This is a genomic window from Glutamicibacter sp. MNS18, from assembly GCF_026107515.2.
Taxonomy (GTDB): Bacteria; Actinomycetota; Actinomycetes; order Actinomycetales; family Micrococcaceae; genus Glutamicibacter.
Genome location: NZ_JAPCHW010000023.1, coordinates 1 through 20,151, shown reverse-complemented (window position 1 = coordinate 20,151; position 20,151 = coordinate 1). Strand labels below are relative to the sequence as shown.

Genomic DNA, 20,151 nt, shown 5'->3' with positions numbered 1-20,151 from the left:
CATTGAGCGCATTGCTGACCCTGACCCCTTCGCTGCTACCTCGTACGGCCCTGTTCCAGGGCGTCCTGTGCGCGGTGGCGGCCATACTGGGTTACGGGGCGGGGGTACTCGTCTCCTGGCTCATCGAGACTGCCCGCAAGGAGCATGAGCCCGTCCGGCGTCGTGCGCGCACACCGCTGGTCCTGGTTTTCGCACTTCTCCTCGGCATCGGGTTGTGGCTGTACCAGCGTTGGCAGCGGCAGCAGCGGGATGCGTTGGGTATGGACGGCCAGCCGTTCTGGCAGGTGCTGCTGGTTCCACTGCTGGGGCTGGTCCTGTTCGGTGCCCTGTTGGTGATCTGCCGGATAATCCACCGGTCCGGTCAGTGGCTCATCGCGAAGCTGGGCCGGATCGTGCCTCCCCGGGTGGCCGTGGTGGTTGCGGTGCTGGTCCTTGCCATGGGCCTGTCCAGCGTCATGGACCGGACCTTGATCCAGCGGGTTGCCGGAACGTTGGACAACATCTACCTCGGGGTCAACGACGAATTCCTCAACGAGTTGCAAAAGCCCCTGGTCAGCGAGGTATCGGCAGGTCCGGGGTCACTGAGCAGTTGGGAGCAGCTGGGACGCCAGGGCCGTTTGTTCGTGAACAACACCCCGCAACGGGAGGAAATCTCCCAGTTCACCGGTACCCAGGCGCAACAGCCGATCCGCGTGTACATCGGGGCAGGTAGCGACGGAGAAGTTGACTTGCGGGAGCAGGCGTACCAGGCGGTGGAGGAGCTCGAGCGCACCGGTGCCTTCGAACGCCAGGTGCTGAACGTCGCCACCGGAACGGGCCGCGGCTGGGTCAACGAGAACCAGATCCAGGCCATGGAATACATGTGGGGTGGGGACACCGCCACGGCCAGCATCCAGTACTCGTACCTGCCCAGCTGGATGTCCTTCCTGGTCGACTCCACGCGGGCCCGTGATGCCGGGCGGTTGTTGTTCGACGCGGTGTACCAGCGTTGGGCGCAATTGCCGCACGAGCAGCGCCCGCTGTTGGTGGTCAGCGGCGAGTCATTGGGATCCTTCGGGGCCGAAGCGGCTTTCAGCGGGGCACAGGACTTCGCCTCGCGTACCGATGGCGCCCTTTTCGTGGGGCCGGCCGCCAACAACCAGCTGTGGGGCCAACTCACCACCGAGCGTGATGCCGGAAGCCCGCAACACCTGCCCGTCTACCAGGAAGGTGAACATGTGCGGTTCTCCGATGACGGGGTCCGTTGGCCGGGACAGGGCGACTGGGAGGGAACCCGTATCGGGTACCTGCAGCATGCCAACGATCCGATCAGCTGGGGGCATGCCTCGGTGCTGACCCAGCGGCCGGACTGGTTGCGCAACGGGCAGCGACCGGATGAGATTCCACGGCAGATGATCTGGGTCCCGGTGATCACCGGGCTGCAGCTGGTCCTGGACCAGGTGGCACCTGGCGTTCCCGACGGGCAGGGCCACGAGTTCGGTCAGGTCCCGGTGCGTGCCTGGGCGCAGATCCTGCCGCCGGAGGAGTGGAACCAGGACGACACCGAACGGCTGGTGCGGTTGCTGTCGACATCGCAGCCGGCCCGCTGACATGGCCCCGCGTGGCTCCGGGAATGCGCCGGAGGCACGCGGGGTGCCCCGCGGCAGAACCTACGCGCCGACGGCCCTGGCCACCAGCGCCGTCACCTTGTCCTCCAGGGCATCGTCCAGTGCGGTGATCGCGAAGGACGTGGCCCACAAGGTGCCGTCATCCAGCGCGGCGGTATCGTTGAAACCCAGTGTCAGGTAGCGGGCCTCGAATTTTCTGGCGTCCTGGATGAAGCACAGGATCTTGCCGTCCAGCGCATAGGCCGGCATGCCGTACCAGGTCTTCGGCTCCAGCTGCGGCGCCGTGGTGGTGATGATGCGGTGCAGGCGTTCGGCCAACACCTTGTCGTTGCCCTCGTAGGAGGCGATCTTCTCCTCGACGTCCTTGCGCGCCTGGGCCGCCTTCTCGGCCTTGGTCATCCGCTTCTTCGGGGCGCGGACCTCCGCGGCACGTTCCTTCATCGCGGCCTTCTCTGCGGCGCTGAAGCCTTCCTGGTCAGCTGCGCTCATGGAGCCCTCCTCGGCTGGTTGGTTGATGCGGACCAGACCGGTCCGACAAGGTCACGGCCAGCGTGAACCCTCTGGTTTCCAGCGTAACCGCCCCCCACCGTCCGGTGCTTCTTGAAAACTGATCATCCACCGATCCTCGGTTCCCGTGGCCTGCGGCGCAGGAGCAGGAACAGGCCCAACAGCACGCAGCACAGGTAGATGCCGATGACGGCCATCCAACCGGCGGTAAACCCGGCGTCGGACCCCACCAGCAGGCCCATGAGCAGCGGGCCCACGGTGAACCCGCCGAACTGGCCGGCGGAGACGATGCCACTGGCACTGCCCATGCGATCGGCCGGGATGCTGCGCAACAGGGCGGCCATCAGCACCACCGAGACGCCCAGGGCCGACGCGCCGTGCAGCACCACCGCGACCCAGAGCAGGGTGGGCGAATGCAGTTGCTGGGCCAGCAGGAAGCCGACGCCACCGCAGGTGGCCAACATGGCCAACAACAGCAGCAGCTTCGGGGCCGGGATCCCGCGGGACATCATCGCACCCCACCCCACACGGGCGGTGACGCCGACAACACCTGCCACCGCGGCGGTCAAGCCCCCGGCCACCAGTGAAAAGTCCAATTCCCGCACCGCGAACAGGGGCAGGTACACGTTGCTGGCCTGCACCCCGGCCCCGTTGACGAATCCGAAGGTCGTCAACGCGACGATGAAGAACCGGGCTGAGGTGTCCTTCGGAAGCCCGCGGCCGCTGCCCGAGGCACCCGGCTTCGGCTTCGCCGGGACGGGCAGCAGCGGGACCAAGGACACGATCCGCACTGCCATGACACCCAGCAGCGCGGCGATCAGGGCACCGACCAGGCTGGCCCCATGCCAGCCGAGCCAGGCCGCCAACAACGGGAACCCGATGCTGCCGACCAGCTGGGAGACCTGGACCCCGGACTGCTTGATTCCGGTCCAGGTGATGCGCTGTGCATCGGGGACCCGCTGGGCGAGGATCCTGTTGGTCACCCCGTTGGGGAAGGACTGGGCCAGCCCGGAGAGGGCCACTGCGGCCAGCAGGACCCAGTATCCGCCGGGGATGGCCGCGACAGCCATGGACAGGGTCGCGACCCCGAAGATGAGGACCATCAAGGTATTGTCCGGCCGCCGGTCGCTGAACTTGCCCATGGCCGCATTGCCCACCGCGGCGAAGGCGAAACAGGTGGTGGCGAGCAAGCCGAACTGGGCTTCGCTGATGCCCAGATCCCGGATGATCAGGTCGCTGGTGGCGCTGAGCCCGTAATTGAGCAGCGGGGCGATGCCCACCGCACTGAGCAGGATGGCCAACAGCCCCATGCCGGGCTGTCGTGAGGGGGTGTGCATGTGATCCAGTGTTCCAGAGCCACGGCATGTAACTGCAAACCGGAGTGGTTCCGAGTCAGGGGATCCGTCATGCAAGGACCCCGTGGCGGCGGGTCCAGGGCAGCGGTGACACCCGGTCCTTCGCCACCCAGGTTTCCCTTCGAACCGCCGGATCCGGTGGCACATGACGGGGTGCGGCCGAAATACCGCGGCGAAATCGTCGATGGCAAGGTGCCGGGGGCATAGGATCGGAGTGTGAGTTCATTTACCGTTCGAGCAGCCCGCACCAGCGACGTCCATGCCATCCGTGACCTCGTCAGGCCGTTGGCGGAACAACGGATCCTGCTCGACAAGGAAGCGGTGACCTACTACGAATCCATCCAGGAATTCGTGGTGGCCGAGGACTCCGAGGGCCAAGTGATCGGCTGCGGCGGTTTGCACGTGATCTGGGAGGACATCGCCGAGGTGCGCACCCTGGCCTCGGCCGCGCAGTGGCTAGGCAAAGGCGTGGGCAAGGCGCTGATCAAGGAACTGGTTCGCCGTGCACAGGATCTCGGGGTGCAACGGGTCTTCTGCCTCACCTTCGAGGTGGAGTTCTTCGAACGCAACGGGTTCACCGTGATGGAGGACCAGAGCGCCGTGGACCCGGCCGTTTATGCCGAACTGTTGCATTCGCGTGATGAGGGTGTGGCCGAGTTCCTGGACCTGGCCCGGGTGAAACCCAACACCCTGGGTAATACCCGGATGATCCTCCAGTTCTGATTCTCCAGCCTGGCCCGCTCAGCTGGGCAAACGGATTCCGGCGGCCTCTTCGCTGGCCAGCCCATCGGCCAACAACCCTGCCAGGGCGCGCCGGCGTTGCTCCAGGGGCGCATCAAGTGCCTGCAACCGGGCAAATACCGTGTCCTGCTGGCTCGCGAGGTCGGTCAGGAAAGCCGCGGGTTCAATGGGCCCTTCGTCGCTGCGCAGGATGGCCATGATCGCGCCGCGCACCTGCCGGTCGGTACCCTGCCAGGCCTGCCCCTTGGGCTTGTAATGCGGGGCCGGTTGTCCGGCGGCAATCCAGGCGCAGTGCTCGAACACCGGGCATGCCTCGCATTTGGGACTGCGTGCCGTGCATATCAGGGCGCCCAGCTCCATGACCGAGATGTTCCAGGCCAATGCGGTCTCATGGTCCGTGGGCTGGACCTGGCGGGCGCGGGTGAATTCGCTGGCCCGCGGGCTGGGCTCGGGCAGGGCCATCCCGCCGAAAAGCCGGGCATGCACCCGCCGGATATTGGTATCCACCACCACGCTGGGCTGCCCGAACGCGAAACACGCGATGGCCGCGGCGGTATAGTCGCCGACACCGGGCAGGGCCAGCAGCTCGGCTTCGGTCGAGGGCACAACACCGTTGTGCCCGGTGGTGATCTCCACCGCCGCCGCATGCAGGCGCACGGCCCGCCGGGGGTAGCCCAGCCGGCCCCAACCGCGGATCGCCTCGGAGACGGGTTCGGCAGCCAGATCCTGCGGCCGCGGCCAGCGTCGCATCCATTCGCTCCACACCGGCAGGACCCGCACCACCGGCGTCTGCTGCAACATGAACTCGCTGACCATGACGGCCCAGCCGGAGGCCTGCGGGTCACGCCAGGGAAGGTCGCGGGCATGGTGCCGGTACCAGTTGTTGATCAGATGGTGGATGTGCTGCACCCTTCCACTGTATGACGTGCCGCCAACAGCGTGATAATCATGCCCAAATCACCGGGAAGACGGCGCGCATGAACTAGCCTTAAGCCATGAACACATCACCGTCCGGGAGGCAACCTGCCAGCGTCTATCGGCGTCGGCGGATTACCGTTGCGGTGATCGCGCTGCTGCTCATCGGCCTACTGGGCTGGGGTGTGAGTTTTGCACTGTCCGCACTGGGCGGCAACGAGCGCGATGGGCAGGGCAGCCAGGCCCAGGAGTCCCGGGAACCCGGCGATGACCTGCCCTCAGCGGGCTCCGGTCAACCGGAGGGGATGTGTGATGCCGGACAGGTCGAGGTATCGGCCAGCACCGACCAGAACTCCTACACCGCGGACAAGAGCCCGGTACTGGTGCTGACGGTGAAAAACACCTCGGAAGCCGACTGCGACCTCAACGTGGGCACCAGCCAACAGGAGTTCCTGGTGATGAGTGGTTCGGACCGCATCTTCTCCACCACCGACTGCGCCGAGACCGGCGAGGACGTGATCCTCGAATTCAAGGCCGGGCAGGAGGAGAGCGCCAGGTTCACCTGGCAGCGTGAACGCTCCGCCCCGGGGTGCAAGGCCGTCAACGTCCAGCCCCGTCCGGGCACCTACCGGTTCACGGCCATATTGGGCGACATCGAATCGGATGCGACAACCTTTGAACTTCAGTAGGACCTACAGGTAGCGGTCCAGCAGCGAGGACTCGGCCATCCGGGCCAGTCCTTCGCGGATGGAGCGGGCCCTTTGCTCGCCGATGCCCTCCACGTCCATCAGTTCGCTGGTGGATGCGGCCATCAGCAACTGCAGGTCGCTGAAGTTCTCCACCAAGCGCTCGCCGATGGCCCGCGGCAGGGTGCGGATCAGCGACAGCATCCGGTACCCGCGGGGAGTCAACGGGTCATCCAGGCCAACCGACCCCTGGGGCACCAGCAGTTTCAGCAACGCGTCGAGCTCGATCAGCAAACCGTCCGGCACCTGCTCCAGACGCCCCAATGCGGCCACCGGATCACGGTCGGTACCGGCCAGCACCGGGTAGTCGCGCAAGACCATCTGGTTGTCGGTCTTCACCCCGGCCAGCAGTTCGGCGTGCTGCGCTGCCAGCAGCCGCCCATCGGCCCCCAACTCCAGCACGTGGCGGGAAATGTCCTGGCTGGTGCGGCGTACCATTTCGGTGCGCTGCAGTACCGCCAGCACGTCGCGCACCGTGGCCGCGTCCTCGATCTCAGCGGCTGTCAGCGCGCTGGTGACCTGGTCCAACCGGTGCCGGTAGCGTTCCAGGGTGGCGATCGCCTGGTTGCCGCGAACCAGCAGCCGTTCACTGGTTTCCAGCACATGGCGCTCGCCGACGGCGTAGAGGGTGATGGTCTGCATGGAGGCGGAGACGGCGACCACCGGAAAACCGGTCTGCACCGCCACACGTTCGGCGGTGCGGTGCCGGGTACCGGATTCGGCGGTCTGCAACGCGGCATCGGGCATCAATTGCACCCCGGCCTGCAGGATCCGGCGCCCGGATTCGTCGCAGATGATCGCCCCGTCCATTTTGGCCAGTTCGCGCAAACGGGTGGGGGAGAACTCGATGTCGATCCCGAACCCGCCCGAGCAGATGGATTCCACGACCTCGTCATGACCCAGCACGATCAGCGCCCCGGTGCGTCCACGCTGGATCCGCTCCAGCCCTTCGGCCAGTTCGGTGCCCGGGGCGATCCGGGCCAAGGTGCCCAGCAATTCGCCGGAGGGGTGTAATTGCACCAGCTATTCCTTTCGGACGGGGGATGAAGCCATCCTATCCCGCCGCCTGCTTCTGGCGTTGGGTGAATGCCAGGTCCAGTGCCTCGGAAATCGACTCCACCTGGAACACCCTTATCCCTGCCGGGATGTTCTTCAGCGGCTGCGGGGTGGCAGGGACCATGGCGAAGGAGAAACCAAGACGTGCCGCCTCGGTGACCCGCCGGGAGATCTCCGGGACCTGCCGTACCTCTCCGGCCAGTCCCACCTCGCCGAAGGCCACGAAATCCTGGGGCAGGGCGAAGTCATGCATCGAGGAGGCGATCGCCAAGGTGCAAGCCAGGTCGGTGGCCGGTTCGGAGAGCTTGACCCCGCCCACGGTGGCCATATACGAGTCCATCGCGGACAAATCCATCCGGGCCCTGGCCTGCAGGACCGCCAGCACCATCTGCGTGCGGGCCGCATCCAGCCCGCTGGTGGCCCGGCGTGGGGCCGGGCCGCCGGAGCGCGAGAGCAGCGACTGCACCTCGGCCACCAACGGGCGGCGGCCCTCCAGCGTCACGGTGATGCAGGTGCCCGGCACCGGATGCTTGGTGCGGGTAATGAACAGCCGCGAGGGATCGGTCAGCGATTCGATGCCGTCCTCGGTTAAATCGAAGCAGCCGACCTCATCGGTGGGGCCGTAGCGGTTCTTCAGCGCGCGCAGCAGCCGCAGCCGCGAATGCTTCTCCCCGTCGAACTGGCAGACCACATCGACCAGGTGCTCAAGCAGGCGCGGACCGGCCACCGAACCGTCCTTGGTCACATGCCCGACCATGATGGTGGTCATCGCCCGGGTCTTGGCGGCGTTGATGATGGACGCGGCGACTTCCCGCACCTGGGAGACCCCACCGGCCGCGCCGTCGACCTCGGCACTGGAGAAGGTCTGCACCGAGTCCAGGATCAGCAGCTGCGGGTCGATCTCCGAAATCTGGCCCAACGCCAGGGCCAGGTCGGTCTCCGCGGCCAGGTACAGGGTGTCGGCTACCGCGTTGATCCGCTCGGCCCGGGATTTGACCTGCGGGGCGGACTCCTCCCCGGTCAGGTAGAGCACCTTCAACCCGCTGCGGGCGGCCTTGGCCGCCACATCCAGCAGCAGCGTGGACTTGCCCACCCCCGGCTCACCGGCCAGCAGGATGGCAGCGGCCGGAACCAGCCCACCGCCGAGCACCCGGTCCAGTTCCTCGACCCCGCTGGACCGGAAGGCCGCCTGCGAGGCGTCGACATCGGCAATCCGCTGGGCGGGATTGGCCACTCGCGCGGCCGGGGTGGTGCGCGCGGAGACCACACCGACCTCTTCCACGGTGCCCCAGGCCTGGCATTCGCCGCAGCGGCCCACCCATTTCGCGGTGCTCCAGCCGCACTCGGAGCAGCGGAAGTTATTGGAGGTCTTCGAACGCGCGGTCTTACTCATGGGCCAATCGTATCCATCGGCACCGACATTTTCCGGCCGTCCGCCCGCGGCGCGGATTAATCATCCAGCGGCGGCAGCGGGGCGACGGCCCCGTCATGGTCCTGGCCGGCCGCCTGAAGCAGGTCCACCACCATCGGACGCAGCAGCAGGACCAGCCCTTCACCCTGCATCCCCTCGATTCCCATCGCCCGCGGATCCAGCCGTGCGGCACAGTCCTCCAGCTGGCGACGGGCCAGCCGCTCGTACTTGCGCTGCCCGGCGACCGTGGATTCGCGCACCGAATAGGACAACGTGCCGACCGCTTCGGACAGCTCGCGAAGCAGGGCGGAGATCTGTTCGGCCCCTTCGCGGCTCAGCGCGCTCTGGCTGAGCACCGCGGCGAGCCGGCGTACGAACACGCGCAGGTTGCGGGCCGCCAGATCGAATTTCTCCCGCCGTTCGGACAGCCGCCGGATCTCATGTCGGTGGCGGCGTTGGGTGGGGGCGAAGGTGGCAACTTCCAAGGCGGTGGAGAAGGCCTGCGGCAGCTTGTCCACATGGCGTTGGGTGGCCCGCGCCTTGACCAGGGCGTGGAAGGCCGCACGATGGTCGTCGTCGCGGACCGCCCAGGAACACTCAAGTAGCACCTCGGCGAGTTCACGCAACAGTTCCGACAGCGCGGCGATCGGGGTACGCCGCGAGTCGGTGGGCAACAGGATCATCAGCACAATCGCCAGCCCGGCCCCGAGCACCGCATCCACTGAACGGCCGAAGGGGCCGTCGACGGAGATCGGCATCAGCACCACCAGGGCCGACTGCATACCCAACTGGGTGGAGAAGATCGGCCCGGAGTTCAGGTAACGGGCCACCAGCAGGCTCAGGGACATCACCGCGGCGGCCTGCCATAGCCCCTGCCCCCACCAGTGCATCAAGAAATCGCCCATGGCCACCCCCAGGGTGCAGCCCAGGGCCACCTCCAGCACCTTGCGCATGGTGGTCGAGGCCCCGAACCCGGAAGCGATCAGGGCGCTGGTGGCCGCGAAGATCGGTTGGGTGTGGCCCAGCAGCGATTCGGCCACCCAGTAGGCGCCGATCGCTGCAATGGTCATCCGGATGATGCGCGGCAGCGAGTTGCGGGCACGGACGAATCCGACCTTGTTCCGCTGGCGCACGAACTGTTGTGCGCGTTTGAATTTCGTTGCGCTGGCCATGATTCCTAGTCTTACATGCGGTCAGGCGCACAACTGAATGCCCGGTGTCACAAAGCCGTGAGGGACATCACGGCACTTCAAAGGCCGCGTTAACCTTGCGTTCACTTTCGCCGGGGAATCCCGTTACCTGCGGTACCTAGGCTCAAACCAGACACCAAGCCGATACGGCTGTCAATCCACACGCAACATTCCTGATATGGGGGAGACCTTCGTGAAGTTCCAACGCTTCGGTAGCGCAGCTGCCATCCTTTCGGTCGCAGCGATCGCACTGACCGCCTGCGGTTCGGACAACCCGACCGGTGCCGCGCCGTCGGCCCCGGCCGAAACCCAGGACGGAGCAAACGGCGTGTCCGGTACCCTGACCGGCTCCGGCGCATCCAGCCAGAACTCGGCCATGGACGCCTGGACCAACGGCTTCTCCGCAGCCAACACCGACGCCCTGGTGCAGTACTCCCCGGACGGCTCCGGTGCCGGACGCAAGGCCTTCCTGGCCGGAGGTGCGCAGTTCGCCGGGTCCGACGCCTACCTCAGCGAAGAGGAGATCGAGCAGTCCACGCAGGTGTGCGGCCCTAACGGCGCCTTCGACATCCCTGCCTACGTCTCGCCGATCGCCATCGCCTTCAACCTGGACGGCGTGGAGTCGCTGAACCTGGACGCGGACACCATCGCCAAGATCTTCAAGCTGGAGATCACCAGCTGGAACGATGAGTCCATCGCCAGCCAGAACCCGGACGTCGAACTGCCGGACACCGCCATCACCGTGGTGCACCGCAATGACGAATCCGGGACCACCGAGAACTTCGTCGAGTACCTGGTGGCCGCGGCAGGCGATGTCTGGACCTACGATGTGTCCGGTGACTGGCCAAGCGACATCCAGGCCGAGAACGCCAAGGGCACCTCCGGTGTCGTCTCGACCACCACCTCCACCAACGGCTCCATCACCTACGCCGACTTCTCGGCAGTGGGCGGCCTGTCCACCGTCAACGTGAAGGTCGGAGACCAGTACACCGAGATCTCGGCCGAGGCGGCAGCCAAGGCGCTGGAAGCGGCAACCCCGGTCGGGGGACGCGGCGAAACCGACATGGCGCTGGACCTGGCACGTGACACCACCGAAGCCGGGACCTACCCCATCGTGCTGGTTTCGTACCATATCTTCTGCTCCAGCTACGAAGACCAGGCAACCGTTGATCTGGTCAAAGCCTTCGGAAACTATGTAGTGTCTGAGGAAGGCCAACAGGCCGCACAGGAATCGGCCGGCAACGCGCCGATCAGTGCAGCGATCTCGCAGAAGGCCGCCGCGGCCATCGACTCGATCGCCGTCGCCGAATAGGCATCAAGGTCAGACCCGGGGTGCGGGCCGGCAACGGCCCGCACCCTTAACCCCCTCCTCCACCCCCCCTGCTGCCGGCACCCGCCGGCCTTGAACCCCACAGAAGGCATTCGCCATGACCACCAATGCTCTGAAGAGCAGCGGACCGTCCGCCGGACGCGCCGGTGACAAGATCTTCTCCGGTGCCGCACTGGGCGCCGGTGTGCTGATCCTGTTGACCTTGTTCGCGGTTGCAGTCTTCCTCTTCATCCAGGCCCTGCCGACCTTTACGGCCGATCCCGCCGAGATCTCCGGCGGTGCGGGCTTCTTCAGCTACATCCTCCCGATCGTCATCGGCACCGTCATCGCCGCGCTGATCGCCCTGGCGATCGCCACCCCGATCGGTATCGCGGTGGCCCTGTTCATCTCGCACTACGCCCCGCGTAGGATCGCCGGCCCCCTGGGCTACCTGATCGACCTGCTTGCGGCGATCCCCTCGGTGATCTACGGTGCCTGGGGCTACCTGGTTCTGGCCCCGGCGCTGGTACCCGGCTACCAGTGGCTGGCCGAGAACCTGGGATTCATCCCGATCTTCGGCGGTCCCGCCAGCCAGACCGGCAAGACCATGCTCACCGCAGGCATCGTGCTGGCCGTGATGGTCCTTCCCATCATCACCTCGCTGTCCCGCGAGATCTTCCTGCAGACCCCTAAGCTGCACGAGGAGGCCGCGCTGGCCCTGGGTGCCACCCGCTGGGAAATGATCTCCACCGCGGTGCTGCCCTTCGCCCGTCCCGGAATCATCTCCGCGGTCATGCTCGGCCTGGGCCGCGCGCTGGGAGAAACCATGGCCGTTGCCCTGGTGCTCTCCACCGGCGGTTTGATCCCGTCGCTGATCCAGTCCGGCAACCAGACGATCGCCGCGGAAATCGCGCTGAACTTCCCGGAGGCCTTCGGCCTGCGGCTGGCTGAACTGATCGCCGCCGGTCTGGTGCTGTTCGTGATCACCCTGATCGTCAACATGATCGCCCGGGCCATCATCGCCCGCCACAAGGAATTCTCGGGAGCGAACTGATGAGCCTGACCAAGACCACCCCGCAGAGCGAAACCCCGTTGGCCCCACGCCGGCGCAATGCGCTGTCCAAGGGCAGGATGCCGGGCTGGGCCGTACCGGCCATTGCCGTGGCCGCCGTCATCCTCGGCGCGGCGCTGTCCACCCTGGGCGGCTTCGCCGTCGCCAGCTTCGCGATCTACGCCGCACTGCTGTTCGTCATCGGCGCCACCGTGGCCACCACGGTGATCGAGGGCAAACGCCGCGGCAAGAACGCCTTGGCGCTCTACCTGATCTACGGCGCCTTCATCCTGGCACTGATCCCGCTGGCCTCGGTCATCTACACCGTGCTGGACAAGGGCCTGCCGGGGCTGAACATGCACTTCCTGACCAGCTCCATGAACGGTGTCACCGGCGCGGTGGACAACCAATCCGTGGCCGAGGGAACCCCGGTGGTCGGCGGCGCCTACCATGCACTGATGGGCACGCTGCTGATCACCCTGTGGGCCACCATCATCTCGGTGCCGGTGGGCATGCTCACCGCCATCTACCTGGTCGAGTACTCCAAGGGCGGGCCGCTGGCCAAGGCCATCACCTTCTTCGTGGACGTGATGACCGGTATCCCCTCGATTGTCGCCGGCCTGTTCGCCGCCGCCTTCTTCGGCATCATCCTGGGTCCGAACGCCCGCATGGGCATCGTCGCAGCGGTGGCGCTGAGTGTGCTGATGATCCCGACGGTGGTCCGTTCCACCGAGGAAATGCTCAAGATCGTGCCCAACGAACTGCGTGAGGCTTCCTACGCGCTGGGTGTCCGACGCTGGCGCACCATCCTGAAGGTGGTCATCCCCACCGCGATCTCCGGCATCGCCTCCGGTGTCACCCTGGCCATCGCCCGGGTGATCGGTGAGACCGCGCCGATCCTGGTCACCGCGGGCATCGCCAGCAACATCAACCTGAACGTGTTCGCCAACTGGATGTCCACGTTGCCGACGTTCATCTACTACCAGATCCTGACCCCGACCAGCCCGACGAACATCGACCCGTCGATCCAGCGCGCCTGGGCCGCGGCCCTGCTGCTGATCCTGATGGTCATGGCACTGAACCTCATTGCCCGCCTGGTCGCCTCGTTCTTCGCCCCGAAGAAGGGCCGTTGAGCCGCCCAGGCTCCGGAACCCTTCGCCCCGATACAGATTTCAAAGGACCCAACACCATGTCAAAGCGTATCGACGTCAAAGACCTGAACGTCTACTACTCGAAGTTCCTGGCCGTGGAAGGCGTGAACATCAACATTGCCGCCAAGTCGGTCACCGCATTCATCGGCCCGTCCGGTTGCGGCAAGTCCACCTTCCTGCGCACGCTGAACCGCATGCATGAGGTCATCCCCGGTGGCCGTGTGGAGGGCGAGGTGCTGCTCGACGGCGACAACCTCTATGAACCGGGCGTGGACCCGGTGAATGTCCGCAGCCAGATCGGTATGGTCTTCCAGCGCCCGAACCCTTTTCCCACCATGTCCATCCGGGACAACGTCCTGGCCGGCGTGAAGCTCAACGGCAAGAAGATCTCCCGGTCCGACGCCGATGCGTTGGTGGAAGGCTCGCTACGCGGAGCCAACCTGTGGAACGAGGTCAAGGACCGCCTGGACAAGCCGGGCTCGGGCCTGTCCGGTGGCCAGCAGCAGCGCCTGTGCATTGCCCGCACCATCGCGGTCAAGCCCGACGTGATCCTGATGGACGAACCGTGCTCGGCCCTGGATCCGATCTCCACGCTGGCGATCGAGGACCTGATCAATGAGCTGAAGAACGACTACACGGTGGTTATCGTGACCCACAATATGCAGCAGGCCGCCCGGGTAAGCGACAAGACCGCGTTCTTCAACATCGCGGGCACCGGAAAGCCGGGCAAGCTCATCGAGTACAACGAGACCGCCACGATCTTCTCCAACCCCGCGGAGAAGGCCACCGAGGACTACGTCTCGGGACGCTTCGGGTAGGCGTCTGAACAAGAATTCGTTTGCCACCGGTTAGGGCCGGTGGCAAGCGGTCCGGAAGGGGGTCTTCCGGGGGATCCTGGAGGGGATCAGGCCGATGGCCCGTCACAATGTGGCGGGCCATCGGTCGTTTAAGGTCCTTTGCCGACAGGGTAAAGGACGCTTGACTGTAAAGTGTATTTGTCTGTAAAGTGAGGTTTACATTGAGGGTGAAGGAGAAGGATGATGGAAGCCAGCCGGCAATACAAGAGCCGCTGGGGGCGGGCACGCTTTGGCGGCGGACCCGCACTCCTGATCGGGTTGTCCGTGGGGTGCGGGGTACTGCTCTCGGCGGGACTCGGTGCCCTGTTCGGCCTGCTCGTCGCCCAGGAGAGGCCGGTGCTCGTCGGGCTGCTGTTCGGGGTGATGACCCTGCCGGCCACCTGTGGCGTGTTTTGGGCGTTTTTCGTGGACCGCAAGACCCTTCAGGGAGCCACCGAGGATCCGGAAGCCTCGATTGAGAGCCACTGGTATGACCGCGCCGCCAGTGCGGCGTTCACCGACCTGCTGCTGGTCTGCGGTATTGGTGCCACCATCTTTTCCCTCACCCGGCTCACGGCCAATGTCGGGCTCGTCCTGGCAGGCGTGATCGTGGTGGCCATGGCCGACTTCGCGGTCAGGTACTGGTCGATCAAGAAGGCGGAAGGGTAGTGGAGAATTCGCTGCCGGAATACCGCAAGGACCGCGGGCTGTCGCAGCAGGCGCTGGCCGACCTGCTCGGTGTCTCCCGGCAAACGGTGATCTCGCTGGAAAAGGGGCGTTACGATCCTTCGCTGCCCTTGGCCTTCCGGTTGGCCCGGGTCTTCGGGTGCAGGATCGAGGACCTGTTTACCCCCGGGGCGGAAGAGTAGCCGCAATGCCGTCATCGGGAAGGTGGCACGGTGGTTCAGGTTAGCGCTAGATCAAGGTCAGCGGATACGCGGCCAGCGTGAGAATGACACCGCCGGCCACACAGGCGATGGGTGTGGCGATCCAGTGGCCGGCAACTCGCAGCACATTGCGCCAGGACACGGTCTCGAAGGGCTGGTTGGCCCCGGCCCCGACAATCGCGCTACTGACCGACTGATTGGTCGAGATGGGTAGGTGCAGCAGCAGGGCGCCGACGTACAACAGGCCCGCAGCCACACCCTGGGCCACCATTCCACGCATCGGGTCGAACTTCACCAAGCGGTGCTGCAGCGTGTGGGCAATGCGCCAGCCGCCGAACAGCACCCCCAGGGACAGGAAGGTGGCGGCGGTCAGTTGGATCGCCCAGGGTGTCGCCGCCGGGGAATCCACATATTGTGCGGTCAGCAGGATCAGCGTGAGCATCGCCCCGGAACGTTGCCCGTCCTGCAGGCCCAGGCCCAGGGCCACGGCGCAGGCGCCCAGGGCCTGGCCGGCCCGGGAGCGGGCGTTGACGTCGCGGGCCGTGTCATGGCGAATCAACCAGGTTACCGGGTAGACCATCAGGTAGGACAGGGAATAGGCGACGATCGGGGTGACCAGCAGCGGCAGCAGTACGCCTCCGGTGAGGATATCCAACGGGTTGCTCATCGACCGGCTTCCCAGGATCGCGGCGGCCCCGGTGGCCCCGGCCAACCCGGACAGCAGGCCCTGCGTCGACGAGGTGGGCATACCACGCCACCAGCAGAACAACCCCCACCCGATCGCGGTGACCAGGCCACAGACCAGAACCAGCAGGCCCGGAACCCCGGAACCGAGGGACACATCGAGCCTGCTGACCAGGAAGAACCCGAAGCTGGAACTGGCCAGGGTGCCCAGGAAGGCGAAAACCGCGGCAACTGCTACCGCGATACCCGGTGTCAGCGCCCGAGTGCGCACGGCCGCGGCCACTGCCGTGGAGGCATCGCGGAAACCGTTGAGCCATGTGTATCCCAGGGCCAGGACCAGTGCCACCCCGACGAGAATTGTCTGCAGGGCCATCTCCTCTAGGATTCCTTGACCAGGACGCGGCCCAGGTGGTCGGCGAACTGGCGCATCACATTGCAGGATCCGTTGAGCTGGTTGGCCACCATCTGGTGGCGGTGCATGGTCGATGCCTTGGAAAAGGAGGAGTTCTCGATGCTCCAGGCCAGGTGGGTGCGGGACATCCGTTTGGACAGGTGCACCATCTGCAGCCAGTTGTCCTCCAGGTCATCGAGGTGATGCAGTCGGCGCAATGACCCGTTGGCCAGCTCGCCGAGCTGACCCATGAGTTCCAACTGCTCGGAGGCCCGCGGGGAGAGCGGGGTGGAACCCAGGGCGTTAATCAGTTCCCCGGCGCCACGCAGCACCTCCATGGCCTCGTGCAGCAGCCGGGCAAAGGTGTACATGTCCTCACGCGGCAGTGGCGAAAGGAAGTTGGTGCGCAGGTGGGTGAGGACCGCATGATGCAGATCCGAGGCCTTGGTTTCCGCTTCCGAGAGGTTGCGAACAAGCTTTTCGCGCTCGTCGGCATTCCCGATCATCTCGGCAACGATTTGCACGGATTCCTGGATCAGCGCAGCAAGATCACGTAGCTGGTCGATACCACGCGATGCAGAGGGGAAGAGCTGAAATTTCACGATGTTCGTCGCACCATTCAATTTGGACTTCTAGGCAATAGGCTGACGTTGAATAGTGTACGACGGGAAGGTGAACGGAATTCGTGATGGTGCCGGACCGGGAACGCCTCTCGGCGGAAGGCCGCTCTAGGCGGCTAATGGTTGGAGCCCGGGGTTACCAGCGGCCCGGCACCAGAGTCCAGTTTTCTCGTTAAACCGGCCACCTGTCAACCGCGCAGACCAAGGGTGCTTGATCTCACTCTAGCGACGCAGGGTTTTCTCAACGCCACTGACACAAAGCAGCGCGCAGCAGAACCAGATGGCACCGGCCGGGCCCAGTCCCACGGCCGCGGTGCTGGCCCCCAGCGGGAGCAGTACCTGTCCCAGACGGTTGCCCATCAGCCGTACGGCCAGCGCCGCACCACGGTCCTGCCCGGGGACCGCGGTGGAAACCATGGTCATCGTCAGCGGCTGGCCCAGGCCCAGCAGGAACCCACCGACGAACAAGGCGAGAGAGGCCAGCACCAGCTGGTCCATCAGGAAGGGAACCGCCGTAATGGCCGCACCGGAACCATAGAGGCTCCCCAGCACCAGGTTGGGGCGATCGAACCGCGTGGAGATCCACGGCAGGATCAGCCGTGAAAGCACCGATGCCGCGCCGCGCACGGCCAGCAGCACGCCCACGGCCGCCGGGGCCACACCGTGGTGTTCGGCCACCAGCGGCAGGAATGCGGTGAGGATGTCGATGATCGCCAGCAAGACCAGCGAGGCGAACATGTGAGAGGCCATACCGCGCACCTTCAGGATCGAACCGATGGTGGCCTGCTTCGCCGCCTTTCCCGGTTCGCCGCTGACTCGTTGGGTCTTACCGGGTCGTTTGGGTTGCATGTTCGGCAACAGGAAGGGAATGGCCAAGGCCGAGATGATCGCACCGATCCACAGCGACAGCGTGATGTCCCCGGCCCGTTCGGCCGCTCCGATGGAGGAATCGCTGCCCAGGATGAAACCTGCAATCAACGGCCCGATGAACTGTCCCACCGAGTAGGCGGCAGTGAACCAGCCAAAACCCTTGTCCAGCTGGTCGTCGGGAAGGAAGCGGGCAATCGAGGACTGGCCGCCAATGGTGAACATCAGGTGCCCCATGCCAAGTACGGCGCTGCCGGCGGCCACAATGACCACATTGGGAGCGCTGGCGATCGCTGCCGAACCTGCGACAAACAGCAGGATTCCGGCAAGCATCAGGTAACGGATCTGCATGATCCGCGAACTGGCACGGCCCAGCCACAAGGCGGTGGCCAACGGCAACAGGGCGTAGGCCGCGGTTGTCAGGCCGATAGTGACCGGCCCGGCATCCAGGGTCAGCAGCTTGTAGGTGGTCACGGGCCGGACCAGGTTCAGGGTGGTTTGCGAGAAGATGGCGGTGAGGATCAGGACCAATAGCCAACGTCCAATGCCGGATGCCGGCCTACTTGGTTGGCTGCTCAAATTTCCTGCCCCACTTGCCTAGATTATGCGCCTACCCCTGCAATTTATCGTCTCCGGGGCTAATCGAGGCAATCGCTACGCCATAATCTTGCCGAGGCCTCCAGATCCTCGGCGGTGCGCACCAGCGCCGTGGCCCGTTGGGTCAGTGTGGTTCCCCTCGCCTCATTGGCCAGATCGGCGGCATCCGCGTGGTCGGTCATCCCCAGGGCGATGACACGGCAGTAGGCGGCGGTGCGTTCCAGCGCGTGGGCGAAGTCACCGTCGAAGGCACCGGAGAGGATGGAGTCCGCGGTCTTGCGCATTTCCTCGGAGGTCGGGGGTTCGGCGACCCCGGCCACGATCCGGTCAACCTGGGCGCGCTGCGCCCCGGCGCGGAAACGGGTGGCCATGGCCTCGGGGTTGTTCAGTGTGGCGGTGCGGATGGCGTAAAGCCGCCACAGGGCGCCGGGTAGCGATCGGGCCGGGGCCTCGCTCCACAGCTCAGCCAAGACCTCCAGGCCCTCGTCCTCGGCCACCGAGACCAAGCGTGCGGTGACTTCCGGATCCTGGTTGGCCAGACCACGGTGGACAAATGCCTGGGCGGATAGGTGGGCGGCTTCCGAAACGCGTGCCGGATCGGCACCTCCGGCGTAGGCTTCGAAATCACCCGAGGTGATCGGCTTGGGCTTGTGATGGCGGAACCCGGAATCATGGGCGACCTTGGAACCTGCGCGTGAGCCTTTCATGTGGACGAGGATACTCCTTCAAGCTGTAGGCACGGTGAGCGGCCCATCAGTTTACCGTGGGCCGTGCAATCCGGCCGTGATCCAGGTTGCTATCGTGCAAAGTGGAAGCCTTGCGTGCCGGTCCGAACGCGTACCGCGTGGCGAACCGGGCAACGTAACCGGAGGGGGTCCAGGCCAGTTCAACTGGTGTTTCCCGGTGCTGGCCACCGGCTATATCCCGATTAAGTTTCAACCCGCTTGATCGGGTAACATGGTTTTTGGCTACGTGCCGTGCGCCTTTAGCTCAGCTGGTAGAGCACTGGACTTTTAATCCATTGGTCGCGGGTTCGATCCCCGCAGGGCGCACCAAGAAGAACCGTCTCCCACTTGGTAAAACAAGTGGGAGACGGTTCATTTGTTTAAGTCTCGAGTCCGATTTTGACCATAGTTTGACCATAGTCTTAAGGTCTAGTCCCGAACGGCAATCCCATGATGTTCGGCGAACAACTCGGCCAAAGCCTGAAGCTGCTCGGGGGTGATGACGGTTCCCCGAAGGCTCTCCAGTCCGCTGATCGAGCGCAATTGGGCGCCCCGCAGGTCCACTTGGCGCATCCGGGCTCCACTGAAATTGACCGAGCCCACCCTGACGTTCTCCAACAAGACACGTTCGAGCTTGGCTTGCCCCAGATCCAGCTCATCGATGGTGCAATCGCGGATCAGTACGTCCTTGACCGTCGACGAACCGAAATTCAACCAGGTGATCTTCGAATTGGAGAACACCACATTGTCCAAGGTTGCATCATAGAGTTCCGCGGCCCCCAGGCGGCAGGCTTCGAAGCTGACCTCGCGCAGAACCGTCCGGGAGGCGCGAAGAACCGGAGCGTTCATGCCGGATACGGCAGTGCGTAGCCACCGGGTGGAGCGGAACTGCGTATCATGGGCGGTCAACTGGTCGAGCTCGCATTCCTCGAAGGTGCTGTCCGACAAATCCATCCCCGAGATGTCCAATCCCCTGAACCGGGCCGTCTCATGCAACAGTTCGGTCTGAAGCTGTTCACTGGTCCCGGGTGACAACACCGTGGGAAGGTTCCAACCACCGGTTTTCGGTGCCGTGCCGCGTCCTGCGCTCATATAACCCACATCCATGGTTGCTGTTCCGTTGGCGAGCAACCCCGAGGTTACCAAACCTGACGCGCAACAGCGGCAACTGCACGTCGCCAATGACCGCGTCGGCATGGGGGAAATACGAATGCTGTGGTGCCCGGCGAGCAGTGGTCCAGGGCAGCCAACCGTGCCCGGTACATAGCTGTTGCCTGGGTCTCTGCCGTTTACCCGGTGTCGTTTGGTGGTGGGGTGGCCGGTGGTAGTGGTGGGGGTGGGTCGGTCAGGTCCGGTTCGTCGTTGCTGAACCAGTATTTGTTGCGGCGCGGGGTTCGGGTCGGGTCCAGGTATTCCGGTTCCAGTACGTGGGGTAGCCCGTTGATGTCCACGATCGTGAATTTCCCGGCGTGGTTGTCGTCGTGGTCCCGGGGGCAGAGCATGGC

The 20,151-nt window shown here is 65.2% G+C and carries 21 protein-coding genes and 1 tRNA gene; 10 read left to right on the top strand and 12 right to left on the bottom strand.

Annotation, left to right across the window (positions count from 1 at the left end):
* Window positions 1–2: 2 nt before the first annotated feature.
* Window positions 3–1,589, top strand: coding sequence for an alpha/beta-hydrolase family protein (locus tag OK351_RS17655; protein ID WP_265161711.1), 1,587 nt, complete (start codon window positions 3–5; stop codon window positions 1,587–1,589).
* A gap of 60 nt (window positions 1,590–1,649) precedes the next feature.
* On the opposite strand, the gene OK351_RS17650 is transcribed toward OK351_RS17655, so the two are convergent.
* Together OK351_RS17650 and OK351_RS17645 are read right to left on the bottom strand one after the other, a co-directional pair.
* Entirely contained in the window at window positions 1,650–2,096 is a 447-nt protein-coding gene (locus OK351_RS17650; RefSeq protein ID WP_265161709.1) for an iron chaperone, read from the bottom strand.
* A gap of 122 nt (window positions 2,097–2,218) precedes the next feature.
* Entirely contained in the window at window positions 2,219–3,451 is a 1,233-nt protein-coding gene (locus OK351_RS17645) for an MFS transporter (protein WP_265161707.1), read from the bottom strand.
* 234 nt (window positions 3,452–3,685) lie between these two features.
* Here OK351_RS17645 and OK351_RS17640 point away from each other — a divergent pair, with 234 nt between their 5' ends.
* Entirely contained in the window at window positions 3,686–4,192 is a 507-nt protein-coding gene (locus tag OK351_RS17640) for an amino-acid N-acetyltransferase (protein ID WP_265161705.1), read from the top strand.
* A gap of 18 nt (window positions 4,193–4,210) precedes the next feature.
* Here OK351_RS17640 and OK351_RS17635 read toward each other — a convergent pair whose 3' ends face one another.
* Window positions 4,211–5,119, bottom strand: coding sequence for an HhH-GPD family protein (locus OK351_RS17635; RefSeq protein WP_265161703.1), 909 nt, complete (start codon window positions 5,117–5,119; stop codon window positions 4,211–4,213).
* Window positions 5,120–5,205: 86 nt separating this feature from the next.
* Here OK351_RS17635 and OK351_RS17630 point away from each other — a divergent pair, with 86 nt between their 5' ends.
* Window positions 5,206–5,814 carry a hypothetical protein gene (locus OK351_RS17630; RefSeq protein WP_265161701.1) on the top strand — a complete coding sequence of 203 codons (609 nt, stop codon included), beginning with the start codon at window positions 5,206–5,208 and terminating at the stop codon, window positions 5,812–5,814.
* Between the two features lie 3 nt (window positions 5,815–5,817).
* Here the strand turns inward: OK351_RS17630 and disA are convergent, their stop codons facing one another.
* Genes disA through OK351_RS17615 form a run of 3 tightly spaced genes read right to left on the bottom strand, consistent with a single transcriptional unit; the run spans window position 5,818 to window position 9,510 of the window.
* Window positions 5,818–6,891 carry a DNA integrity scanning diadenylate cyclase DisA gene (disA, locus tag OK351_RS17625; RefSeq protein ID WP_265161699.1) on the bottom strand — a complete coding sequence of 358 codons (1,074 nt, stop codon included), beginning with the start codon at window positions 6,889–6,891 and terminating at the stop codon, window positions 5,818–5,820.
* 34 nt (window positions 6,892–6,925) lie between these two features.
* Entirely contained in the window at window positions 6,926–8,320 is a 1,395-nt protein-coding gene (gene radA / locus OK351_RS17620; protein WP_265161696.1) for a DNA repair protein RadA, read from the bottom strand.
* A 56-nt stretch (window positions 8,321–8,376) separates the two neighbouring features.
* Window positions 8,377–9,510, bottom strand: coding sequence for an FUSC family protein (locus tag OK351_RS17615; protein WP_265161694.1), 1,134 nt, complete (start codon window positions 9,508–9,510; stop codon window positions 8,377–8,379).
* Between the two features lie 211 nt (window positions 9,511–9,721).
* On the opposite strand from OK351_RS17615, the gene pstS reads away from it, so the two are divergent.
* The 6 genes from pstS (at window position 9,722) to OK351_RS17585 (ending at window position 14,744) form a co-directional block, all read left to right on the top strand.
* Entirely contained in the window at window positions 9,722–10,840 is a 1,119-nt protein-coding gene (gene pstS, locus OK351_RS17610) for a phosphate ABC transporter substrate-binding protein PstS (RefSeq protein WP_265161728.1), read from the top strand.
* Between the two features lie 115 nt (window positions 10,841–10,955).
* Window positions 10,956–11,891 (top strand): phosphate ABC transporter permease subunit PstC, encoded by a 936-nt coding sequence (gene pstC, locus OK351_RS17605; protein ID WP_265161692.1) that lies wholly within the window; start codon window positions 10,956–10,958, stop codon window positions 11,889–11,891.
* On the top strand, window positions 11,891–13,021 hold the full coding sequence (gene pstA / locus OK351_RS17600) for a phosphate ABC transporter permease PstA (RefSeq protein WP_265161690.1): 1,131 nt from the start codon (window positions 11,891–11,893) through the stop codon (window positions 13,019–13,021). Before pstC ends, pstA begins: the two co-directional genes overlap by 1 nt.
* A gap of 56 nt (window positions 13,022–13,077) precedes the next feature.
* Entirely contained in the window at window positions 13,078–13,857 is a 780-nt protein-coding gene (gene pstB / locus OK351_RS17595) for a phosphate ABC transporter ATP-binding protein PstB (RefSeq protein WP_265161688.1), read from the top strand.
* A gap of 219 nt (window positions 13,858–14,076) precedes the next feature.
* Complete coding sequence (locus OK351_RS17590) at window positions 14,077–14,544, top strand: hypothetical protein (RefSeq protein ID WP_265161686.1); 468 nt, start codon at window positions 14,077–14,079, stop codon at window positions 14,542–14,544.
* Window positions 14,544–14,744: a helix-turn-helix transcriptional regulator gene (locus OK351_RS17585; RefSeq protein ID WP_265161683.1), complete on the top strand. Its 201-nt coding sequence runs from the start codon at window positions 14,544–14,546 to the stop codon at window positions 14,742–14,744. The genes OK351_RS17590 and OK351_RS17585 overlap by 1 nt, the downstream gene beginning before the upstream one ends.
* 46 nt (window positions 14,745–14,790) lie before the next feature.
* Here the strand turns inward: OK351_RS17585 and OK351_RS17580 are convergent, their stop codons facing one another.
* The 4 genes from OK351_RS17580 to OK351_RS17565 all read right to left on the bottom strand — a co-directional run bounded on the left by OK351_RS17580 (window position 14,791) and on the right by OK351_RS17565 (window position 18,628).
* Window positions 14,791–15,819 (bottom strand): inorganic phosphate transporter, encoded by a 1,029-nt coding sequence (locus OK351_RS17580; protein WP_265161681.1) that lies wholly within the window; start codon window positions 15,817–15,819, stop codon window positions 14,791–14,793.
* Window positions 15,820–15,824: 5 nt separating this feature from the next.
* A complete protein-coding gene (locus tag OK351_RS17575) occupies window positions 15,825–16,439 on the bottom strand; it encodes a DUF47 family protein (protein ID WP_265161679.1) in 615 nt (204 codons plus the stop codon).
* 240 nt (window positions 16,440–16,679) lie between these two features.
* Window positions 16,680–17,903 carry an MFS transporter gene (locus tag OK351_RS17570; protein WP_265161677.1) on the bottom strand — a complete coding sequence of 408 codons (1,224 nt, stop codon included), beginning with the start codon at window positions 17,901–17,903 and terminating at the stop codon, window positions 16,680–16,682.
* 59 nt (window positions 17,904–17,962) lie between these two features.
* On the bottom strand, window positions 17,963–18,628 hold the full coding sequence (locus OK351_RS17565) for a hypothetical protein (RefSeq protein WP_265161674.1): 666 nt from the start codon (window positions 18,626–18,628) through the stop codon (window positions 17,963–17,965).
* 272 nt (window positions 18,629–18,900) lie between these two features.
* Here OK351_RS17565 and OK351_RS17560 point away from each other — a divergent pair.
* Window positions 18,901–18,976: transfer RNA gene (locus OK351_RS17560), tRNA-Lys, on the top strand.
* Window positions 18,977–19,075: 99 nt separating this feature from the next.
* On the opposite strand, the gene OK351_RS17555 is transcribed toward OK351_RS17560, so the two are convergent.
* Both OK351_RS17555 and OK351_RS17550 read right to left on the bottom strand, forming a co-directional pair.
* Entirely contained in the window at window positions 19,076–19,738 is a 663-nt protein-coding gene (locus OK351_RS17555; protein ID WP_265161653.1) for a pentapeptide repeat-containing protein, read from the bottom strand.
* 197 nt (window positions 19,739–19,935) lie between these two features.
* Window positions 19,936–20,151 (bottom strand): hypothetical protein (locus OK351_RS17550; protein ID WP_265161100.1); only part of this gene is annotated, 216 nt, incomplete at its 5' end.